Origin of the sequence: Aeromonas sp. HMWF014, from assembly GCF_963878295.1 — a bacterium.
Classification (GTDB): Bacteria; Pseudomonadota; Gammaproteobacteria; order Enterobacterales; family Aeromonadaceae; genus Aeromonas; species Aeromonas popoffii.
Genome location: NZ_CAWNYS010000158.1, coordinates 1 through 9,284 on the forward strand (window position 1 = coordinate 1; position 9,284 = coordinate 9,284).

The following is a 9,284-nucleotide window of genomic DNA, read 5'->3' on the forward strand; positions in this document are numbered from 1 at the left end:
CGGGCAGGGCCAGCAGCAGGGCGCTGGCCGTCAGTGACAGGGCGCGGTTCATTGGGCACCTCCCTTGCTCATGGCAACCAGCTCGTTGACAGCGCGCCACGCTTCGTCGATGGCGGCGTGGGCGTAGGGGCTCCAGCCTGCATCCGAGTTGGCGATGGTGATGTTGCCAATTGGCTGGCGACCCAGTTCAATCCATTTTTCGCACTGTGCTTCGTCATCAAACAGGGTGTTGGTGACATAGGAGTAGCCGTGAGACCAGCGGTTGACCGTGATGGCGAGGATATCCTGCTCATGGTTGAAACCGGCGCTGCCGAGCATCCCCTGCAGCTGTTCGCGGATCATCTGTTCATGCTGCTCGAACGGCATGCCGAGGATCATGGCGCGCCCCTTGCGGGACTGTTCGCGGGCCGAGAGGCCGCTGCCCGGCAGGGTCGGTACATAGACCATGTGCAGGCACATGGGCTGATCCGGGCTCTTGGGATGCTCGTAGCCACCCATGCTGACCGGATAGTCGAGCTTGACCCGGCTGTAGGGGGCGGCGGGGGAGTAGACCTCGTGCACCCCCAGCTTGACGAAGGCTTGCCAGTTCTTGATCACCACCTTGGTGTAGACCAGCGGCGCCTTGGCATTCTGGCGCAGCGCCTCCTTCTGGGGCTCCGGCATCTCGGGCACCATGTAGGGGATCATCATGTTGTAGCCGGCCATGACGGACTGCTTGGCCCGCACCCGATGCAGTTTCCCCTCTTTGATGTAGGTGACATCCACCGCCAGCTTGCCGTCGGCGAGGCGCGCGTTTTTGGCCTGCAGCGCTGTGCTGCCCAAGCGCAGTTGCACCTTGTGCTCAGGCAGATCGAGCTTGCTGTAGTCAAACTTGGCCAGCACCACGTCCTGCATGGTGTGACCCGGCGCCACCTGCGGGATCAGCTTGCGCACCATCAGGCGGGTGAGACCGGCGTTGCCGTCCGGGAAGTGGAAGATGTAAGGATCGTCCAGCTCTGCCTGCTCCTCGGCATCGAGAGGAGTGAGATCCAGCCCGTCGAAGCCCGGCAAGGCGCAGAGGCGCGCATCGGCGCAGGCGGTGGCGTCGATGCCGACCGCCTGGAAGTCGTTGGTGCGCTGCTGGAAGTAGGTGATCGCCCGCTCGCTGAGCCCCACTTTATCGCGCAGGAAACTGGTGTAGCTGTTGCGTGTCACCCAGAGGTCTTTCTCTTCGCGGGTCATGCCGCTCAGGTAGTCGATCTTAGATTCGTGCAGCGCCAGCAGGGCGGCCTTGTCGGCATCATCGAGGGGGAAGTCACCGATAAACTCTGCCAGCGGACGGCCATTCAGGCGATCGCGCGGGATGTCGTCCGCCACGTTGTGGCCCGGATCCCCGTTCACTATCTTGTTGACGCCAAAGTGCTGCTCATCGAAATAGACACCGCGGCTGAGCCCCAGATCCGGATAGAAGGTCTGCTGGAACCCTTTGGCCAGCTCGTCGATGTTGACCTCCAGCGCCTTGAGCAGCCCCAGCGCCACCGGGCTGTAGACGGATCGCGGCGATTGCAGGGATTCGCTGCCGCCATAACCCAGCCGCAGGCCATCGGGGGTGGTGAACTCGTTGCGCTTGGCGTGACCGCCAAAGTCGTCGTGGTTGTCGAGCAGCAGGATCTTTTTATCCGCCCCGAGCAACTGCTGATAGAAGCAGGCGGCGGCCAGGCCGCTGATCCCGGCGCCGACGATCACCAGATCGACCTCCCCCTCAAGGGGAACATTGGCGAAGTCATACTGCTTGCCGTCACGGGCGATGTTGTGGGCCGGTTCGAAAGAGCCCGGGTGGTTGCCGCGCAGGCCGGTGAGGGCGGGCGGGTAGGCAAGCGTCTTGTCGGCCAGCGTGTTGCCGCCTTGCGCCGCTTGCAGCAGATTGATGGGGGCGACACCGGCTGCAATCGCTATGGCTACGCCGTTGAGAAAGTCTCTGCGTGTGATACTCATGGCAATCCCTGTTGTATTAAGAGTCAAATGGGAAGTGGGATAAGGTTGAATTCGTGACTGGCTTGGTAACGAAGGGGCGCAACCTAACGCGATATCCAGATGGAGTCCATGGCTTTGATGATAACTTATTAAGCAAAATGATGAGTCTGGTGATGGATTCGGCCCCTGGCAATGCATGCAATATGCTTCTTTACGGACGATGGCCCCATCAAATCCATGGAATTAATTAGAGTTTAATTTGATTAATTATGGCCCTGATTGAGTTCTGCTTGATAGCCGGTCTGTTCGCTGGTGGCGCTGAAAATAGCGATGATATTTTATACAAATAGCAATGAAAGGGGCATTTTAACCCTGTCAAATACAAGGGCAAGTCGCGCTCTGTCTATTCAATCAACAATATTTGGGTGAAATGAAGTCAGCAGATGATGAATTGGTTATTTATCCTCTTTGATAAATACCTTGCCGTCAAGTTATTAACATGCTTCACAGGTCAATTCCAAACCGAACACAAATTCGGGATTAATTTTTCATGTTGTTCACATCCCCCCCCGATGCAATAGAATGCTGCGTTTTTATTACAACTTTACGCCTTGCGAAGATGAGGACACGGCATGAGACCTGATGTAAAAAGGGGCTTGGGCGCCTTGCTGTTGCTCGCGACCACTGGCTTGCTCAGTGGTTGCGACATGGCTCTAATGAGCCCCAAAGGGCAGATTGGTCTGGAACAGAAATCACTGATATTAACGGCCATCGGGCTGATGTTAATTGTGGTGATCCCTGTGATTATTATGGCAGTGGCATTCTCTCGTAAATACAGAGCATCCAATACCAACGCCAAATATACCCCGGATTGGTCTCACTCCAACAAGATTGAAGCGGTCGTCTGGACCGTACCCGTCATTATTGTCGCCATTCTGGCGGTTATTACCTGGAAAACGTCCCACTCGCTGGATCCTTATAAACCGCTGGAATCAGACGTCAAGCCGATTCAGGTCGATGTTATTTCCCTCGACTGGAAGTGGCTGTTCGTCTATCCGGAATTGGGGATCGCCTCAGTCAATGAACTGGCCTTCCCAGTCAATACCCCGGTCAATTTCCGGGTGACTTCAGACACAGTGATGAACTCCTTCTTCATTCCCCAGCTGGGCGGTCAGATTTACGCCATGGCTGGCATGCAGACCAAGTTGCATCTCATCGCCAACGAGGCGGGCCAGTACAAGGGGATCTCCGGCAGTTACAGCGGCGCCGGTTTCTCGGGCATGAAGTTCCAGGCCATCGCGACGCGGGATCAGGCCGACTTCGATGCCTGGGTCGCCAAGGTAAAACAGTCACCCAATATGCTCACCACCATGGCCGAGTTCGAGGCCCTGGCCAAGCAGAGCCAGAACAATCCGGTGGCGTATTTCGCCAGTGCCGACCCGGCCCTGTTCGTCAATGTGATCAACAAGTTCATGGGTGACATGACACCGGCTGAGCACCAGGGTATGGCGCACGAGGGGGCCATGCAGCATGGCGACGCCATGGATCATCAAGCAATGGACCATGACAAGATGACCCATGATGCCCCCATGGATCATGCCGGGCATATGGCCATGCCGATGGATGACAAGAGTGTGAAAGCAGGATCCGAGGAATAATTGATGTTTGGAAAATTAACGCTCGACGCTGTCCCGTACCATGAACCCATTATCATGGTCACGATAGTCGCTATCTTATTGGGCGGGCTGGCCATCGCCGGGCTGATCACCTATTTCGGCAAGTGGCAGTATCTGTGGAAAGAGTGGTTCACCTCTGTGGATCACAAGCGTCTCGGTATCATGTATCTCATCCTGGGGATGATCATGCTGCTGCGCGGCTTTGCCGATGCGGTCATGATGCGTACCCAGCAGGTGATGGCCTCGGCCGGTGGCGAAGGCATATTGCCGCCCCACCACTACGACCAGATCTTCACCGCCCACGGCGTCATCATGATCTTCTTCGTGGCCATGCCACTGGTGATCGGCCTGATGAACATAGTGGTGCCGCTGCAGATCGGTGCCCGTGACGTGGCTTTTCCCTTCCTCAACAACCTGAGCTTCTGGTTTACCGCTGCCGCCGTGGTGCTGATCAACGTCTCCCTCGGGGTCGGTGAATTTGCCCAGACCGGCTGGCTGGCCTATCCGCCCTTGTCGGGCAAGGAGTTCAGTCCCGGGGTCGGGGTCGATTACTGGATCTGGAGTCTGCAGATCTCGGGGTTAGGCACCCTGCTGACCGGCGTCAACTTCTTTGCCACCATCATCAGGATGCGTGCCCCCGGCATGACCATGATGCGGTTGCCGGTGTTCACCTGGACCGCGCTGTGCGCCAACATACTGATCATCGCCTCCTTCCCGATCCTGACCGTCACCATAGCCCTGCTCACCGCAGACCGTTACCTGGGTACCCATTTCTTTACCAATGACATGGGTGGCAACATGATGATGTACATCAACCTCATCTGGGCCTGGGGTCACCCCGAGGTGTATATCCTGGTGCTGCCGGTGTTCGGGATCTTCTCCGAAGTGGTGGCGACCTTCTGCAAGAAGAAGCTGTTCGGTTACACCTCCCTGGTGTGGGCGACCGTGGCCATTACCGTGCTCTCCTTCGTGGTCTGGCTGCACCACTTCTTCACCATGGGATCGGGCGCCAACGTGAATGCCTTCTTCGGCATCACCACCATGATCATCTCCATCCCGACCGGGGTGAAGATCTTCAACTGGCTGTTCACCATGTATCGCGGCCGCATCGAGTTCACCTCACCCATGTTGTGGACCGTCGGCTTCATCATCACCTTCACCGTGGGTGGCATGACCGGGGTACTGCTCTCGGTGCCGGCCGCCAACTTCGTGCTGCACAACAGCCTGTTCCTGATCGCCCACTTCCACAACGTCATCATCGGTGGCGTGGTGTTCGGTTGCTTTGCCGGTATCACCTACTGGTTCCCAAAGGCGTTCGGCTTCAAGCTGGATGAGGTCTGGGGCAAGCGTGCCTTCTGGTGCTGGATCACCGGCTTCTTCGTGGCCTTCCTGCCGCTCTACGTGCTGGGCTTCATGGGCATGACCCGTCGGGTCAGTCAGAACATAGATCCCGAGTTCCACGGCTGGCTGGTCGTGGCTGCCTGCGGTGCCGGCCTGATTGCCATCGGTGTTCTGTGTCAGGCGATCCAGGTGGTGGTCAGTATTCGTGACCGCGAGAAGAACCGCGATCTGACTGGCGATCCCTGGGGTGGCCGTACCCTGGAGTGGTCGACCTCTTCACCGCCGCCCTTCTACAACTTCGCCATCGAGCCGAAGATCACCGGCCTGGATGCCTTCTGGGAAGCCAAGCAGGATGGGTCTGCCTATCAGCAACCCAAGCGCTATGACCCGATCCACATGCCGAAAAACTCGGGGGCCGGTGTCATTATCGCTGCCTTTAGTGTGGTGTTCGGTTTCGCCATGGTGTGGCACATCTGGTGGATGGCCATCGCCGGCTTCGTCGGCATGATAGCCACCTGGATCATCCACAGCTTCAATGACGACGTGGATTACTACGTGCAGGTTGACGAGATCGAGCGGATCGAGTGTCAGCATTTTGAAAATTTCAACAAGGTGGCTTAATTCCATGGCGACTGACGTTCTACATCACACTCACGGCGCCCATGACGATCATGGGCACCATGATGCCGGTGCCACCAAGGTGTTCGGTTTCTGGATCTACCTGATGAGTGACTGCATCCTGTTTGCGACCCTGTTCGCAACGTATGCGGTCCTGGTCAACGGCACCGCCGGTGGCCCCAGCGGCAAGGATATCTTCGAGCTGCCGTTCGTGTTTGGTGAAACCATGCTGCTGCTGTTTAGCAGCATCACCTTCGGTTTTGGCATGCTGGCCATGAACAAGAACCAGGTCTCCGCCGTCAATGGCTGGTTGCTGGTCACCTTCCTGCTCGGCGCCGGCTTCATCGCCATGGAGATCTACGAGTTCCACCACCTGATCGCCCAAGGTTTCGGCCCGCAGCGCAGTGGTTTCCTCTCCGCCTTCTTCACCCTGGTCGGTACCCACGGGATCCACGTGACCAGCGGCCTTGTCTGGATCATCGTGATGATGGTGCTGGTGAACAAGAAGGGGCTGACCGAGCGCAACCGTACCCGTCTGATGTGCCTGAGCCTGTTCTGGCACTTCCTGGACGTGGTGTGGATCTGCGTTTTCACCGTGGTCTATCTGATGGGAGCGATGTAAATGAGTACTCATGCAGTTGATAAGCACGGCGCCAGCCACGGCAGCGCCAAGAGCTATCTCATCGGTTTCGTGCTGTCGGTTATCCTGACCGCGATCCCCTTCTGGATGGTGATGGACGGATCCGCCTCCCACGCCATGGTGCTGGGCACTGTGGTGGCCATGGCGGTGGTGCAGATCTTTGTGCATCTGATCTACTTCCTGCACATGAACACCTCCTCAGAGGAGCGCTGGAACCTGGTGGCACTGGTGTTTACCGTGCTCATCATCGCCATCGTGGTCGTGGGTTCCCTGTGGATCATGTACAACCTCAACGTCAACATGATGGTTCACTGAGCGGCTTGATGTGATGATGAAGCAATACCTGCAAGTGACCAAGCCGGGCATCATTTTCGGTAACCTCATCTCGGTGATCGGCGGATTCCTGCTGGCCTCCAAGGGGAGCCTGGATGTGCCCCTGTTCATCCTGACCATGGCGGGTGTCTCCCTGGTGGTGGCCTCCGGTTGTGTGTTCAACAACTACATCGACCGGGACATCGACTGCATCATGGAGCGCACCAAGAACCGCGCCCTGGTGAAGGGGCTCATCGCCCCCGGCGTCTCGCTCTGGTATGCGAGCGCGCTCGGCGTTGCGGGCATTGCACTGCTCTACTTTGCGGCCAATCCGTTGGCTGCCTTGTTGGCCGTGCTGGGCTTCCTGGTCTATGTGGGGGTCTATAGCCTCTACATGAAGCGTCACTCCGTCTATGGCACCCTGGTCGGCAGCCTCTCCGGCGCCGCGCCACCCGTCATCGGCTACTGCGCCGTGAGCGGTCAGTTCGACTCGGGCGCCTTGATCCTGCTGGCGATCTTCAGCCTGTGGCAGATGCCGCACTCCTATGCGATTGCCATCTTCCGCTTCAAGGATTATCAGGCGGCCAACATACCCGTGCTGCCGGTGGTGAAGGGGATTGTCGTGGCCAAACACCACATTACCCTCTACATACTGGCCTTTATGGTGCCGACGTTGATGCTGTTTTTAGGCGGTTACGCCGGTTACAAGTATCTGATCGTGGCGACGGCGGTCAGCGTCTGGTGGCTGGGCATGGCGTTGTCGGGTTACAAGCAGGTGGTGGATGATGCACTCTGGGCCCGCAAGCTGTTCATGTTCTCCATCGTCACCATTACCTGCCTGAGCGTGATGATGTCGGTGGATTTCCAGCCGGATGCGACGCCGGTATTGGTGAGCATGCTGCCCTGACCCTGAGGCGGAGATGTTCTCCAGCGTCGTCATCATCTTCACCTGCCTGAACGTGATGATGTCGGTGGATTGCCAGCCGGATGCGATGCCGGTATTGGTGAGCAGACTGCGCCGATAGTGAGAGCTGCGCCCCTGAATGCATGAAATCCAGAGCCGGGAACCTTCCCGGCTCTGTTATTATGGGGCCCGCCCTGCGGGGCACGTTTCCCGTTGTTCGGGGGTGGCGCGCCTTGCGTCATCCACCCCTTGCATCTCTTTTCTCTTTGACCTATCGAGGCCTTCATGAATGATTTCACCATGACGAGGGGCGAGCGCCGCGCGACCTGGGCGCTCGGCTCCGTCTTCTCCTTGCGCATGCTCGGCATGTTTATGGTGCTGCCGGTGTTGACCACCTACGGCATGTCCCTGGCGGGCGCCTCCGAAGCCCTGATCGGCCTTGCCATCGGTATTTATGGCCTGACCCAGGCGCTGTTCCAGATCCCGTTCGGCTTGCTCTCCGATCGCATCGGCCGCAAGCCGCTGATCGTCGCCGGTCTGCTGATGTTTGCGCTGGGCAGCGTGGTCGCGGCGCTGACCCACTCCATCTGGGGTGTCATTCTCGGCCGCGCCCTACAGGGCAGCGGTGCCATCTCCGCCGCCGTGATGGCCCTGCTCTCGGATCTCACCCGCGAGCAGAACCGCACCAAGGCGATGGCTTTCATCGGGGTGAGCTTTGGCATCACCTTCGCCATCGCCATGGTGACGGGCCCCCTCATCACCCATGCGCTGGGGCTCTCCGGCCTGTTCTGGCTCATCGCTCTGCTGGCGCTGGGGGGCATCGCCATCACCCTCTGGCTGGTGCCGACCCCGACCGGCCACCTGCTCAATCGCGAGTCCAGCATGGTCAGGGGCGGGATGCGCACCGTGCTTACCAATCCGCGCCTGCTCAAACTCAACCTCGGTATCCTCTGCGTGCACACCCTGCTGATGTCGAGCTTCGTGGCGCTACCGTCGCTGCTCGAACAAGCCGGTCTGCCCCGTGACAGCCAGTGGCAGGCCTATCTGGTCACCATGCTGGTCGCCTTTGTCAGCGTGGTGCCCTTCATCATCTATGCCGAAAAACGCCGCCAGATGAAGCGGGTATTCCAGATCTGCGTGTTGGTGATGCTCATCGCCGAAGTGGTGTTGTGGCAGGCCGGGCTGCAGTTGTGGGGCCTGCTCGCCGGGTTGCAGCTCTTCTTCATCGGCTTCAACGTGATGGAGGCGCTGCTGCCGTCGCTCATCAGCAAGGAGTCGCCACCGGGTTACAAGGGCACCGCCATGGGGGTCTACTCCACCAGCCAGTTCATCGGGGTCGCCATCGGCGGCAGTCTGGGGGGCTTGCTCTACAGCCTGGGCGGCGGCGTGCTGGTGTTTGGCAGTTGTGCCCTGCTGGCGCTGGCCTGGCTTGGGGTCAGCCTCACCATGCAGGAGCCCCCTTATGTGAGCAGCCTGCGCATTGTGTTGCCGGCAGGGGTGGCGGCGAGCCCGGCGCTGGAGCAGCGGATCCGCGCCTGTGACGGGGTGAGCGATGTGCTGCTGGCGCCGGCCGAGCATTCACTCTATGTGAAGGTGGATACCAAGCACCTCACACGCAGCGATCTGGAGCGGCTGATAGCCGCCTGATGCGTTGCCATCAACAAACTGCCTGCCAATCTGGCGCAATGTGGATCAGCGCTCGATCAGCGGGGCCGAGCGATAGCTCCACAGGCCGTAGGTGCGCAGTGCATCGCGGTAGATGCCGAGCAGCTCGCTGTCGCTCACCTTGGCCAGGGCCGAGAGCGGCTTGTCCGGGTAGCTGACGCTGTCTATCTGGATC

At 58.9% G+C, this 9,284-nt stretch carries 7 protein-coding genes and 1 pseudogene; 6 read left to right on the forward strand and 2 right to left on the reverse strand.

Annotation, left to right across the window (positions count from 1 at the left end):
* Nucleotides 1–48: 48 nt before the first annotated feature.
* The gene (locus tag AAC083_RS06320) at nucleotides 49–1,974 is read right to left on the reverse strand and encodes an NAD(P)-binding protein (protein ID WP_108536103.1); all 1,926 of its coding nucleotides are present in this window, start codon (nucleotides 1,972–1,974) and stop codon (nucleotides 49–51) included.
* A gap of 611 nt (nucleotides 1,975–2,585) precedes the next feature.
* Here AAC083_RS06320 and cyoA point away from each other — a divergent pair.
* The 6 genes from cyoA to AAC083_RS06350 all read left to right on the forward strand — a co-directional run bounded on the left by cyoA (nucleotide 2,586) and on the right by AAC083_RS06350 (nucleotide 9,091).
* Entirely contained in the window at nucleotides 2,586–3,611 is a 1,026-nt protein-coding gene (cyoA, locus tag AAC083_RS06325) for a cytochrome o ubiquinol oxidase subunit II (RefSeq protein ID WP_108536104.1), read from the forward strand.
* 3 nt (nucleotides 3,612–3,614) lie between these two features.
* Entirely contained in the window at nucleotides 3,615–5,591 is a 1,977-nt protein-coding gene (gene cyoB, locus AAC083_RS06330) for a cytochrome o ubiquinol oxidase subunit I (protein ID WP_042038453.1), read from the forward strand.
* A gap of 4 nt (nucleotides 5,592–5,595) precedes the next feature.
* The gene (locus tag AAC083_RS06335) at nucleotides 5,596–6,210 is read left to right on the forward strand and encodes a cytochrome o ubiquinol oxidase subunit III (RefSeq protein ID WP_108536105.1); all 615 of its coding nucleotides are present in this window, start codon (nucleotides 5,596–5,598) and stop codon (nucleotides 6,208–6,210) included.
* The gene (locus AAC083_RS06340) at nucleotides 6,211–6,543 is read left to right on the forward strand and encodes a cytochrome o ubiquinol oxidase subunit IV (protein WP_108536106.1); all 333 of its coding nucleotides are present in this window, start codon (nucleotides 6,211–6,213) and stop codon (nucleotides 6,541–6,543) included.
* A gap of 10 nt (nucleotides 6,544–6,553) precedes the next feature.
* Complete coding sequence (gene cyoE / locus AAC083_RS06345) at nucleotides 6,554–7,447, forward strand: heme o synthase (RefSeq protein WP_108536107.1); 894 nt, start codon at nucleotides 6,554–6,556, stop codon at nucleotides 7,445–7,447.
* A gap of 282 nt (nucleotides 7,448–7,729) precedes the next feature.
* A complete protein-coding gene (locus tag AAC083_RS06350) occupies nucleotides 7,730–9,091 on the forward strand; it encodes an MFS transporter (protein ID WP_108536108.1) in 1,362 nt (453 codons plus the stop codon).
* A gap of 45 nt (nucleotides 9,092–9,136) precedes the next feature.
* Here the strand turns inward: AAC083_RS06350 and AAC083_RS06355 are convergent.
* A pseudogene (locus tag AAC083_RS06355) lies at nucleotides 9,137–9,284 on the reverse strand (transporter); the annotation flags it as partial.

Excerpts from the sequence above, each read along its gene's own strand:
- AAC083_RS06320 (WP_108536103.1), bottom strand. The coding sequence starts at position 1,974 with ATGAGTATCACACGCAGAGACTTTCTCAACGGCGTAGCCATAGCGATT.
- cyoA (WP_108536104.1), top strand. The coding sequence starts at position 2,586 with ATGAGACCTGATGTAAAAAGGGGCTTGGGCGCCTTGCTGTTGCTCGCG.
- cyoB (WP_042038453.1), top strand. The coding sequence starts at position 3,615 with ATGTTTGGAAAATTAACGCTCGACGCTGTCCCGTACCATGAACCCATT.
- AAC083_RS06335 (WP_108536105.1), top strand. The coding sequence starts at position 5,596 with ATGGCGACTGACGTTCTACATCACACTCACGGCGCCCATGACGATCAT.
- AAC083_RS06340 (WP_108536106.1), top strand. The coding sequence starts at position 6,211 with ATGAGTACTCATGCAGTTGATAAGCACGGCGCCAGCCACGGCAGCGCC.
- AAC083_RS06350 (WP_108536108.1), top strand. The coding sequence starts at position 7,730 with ATGAATGATTTCACCATGACGAGGGGCGAGCGCCGCGCGACCTGGGCG.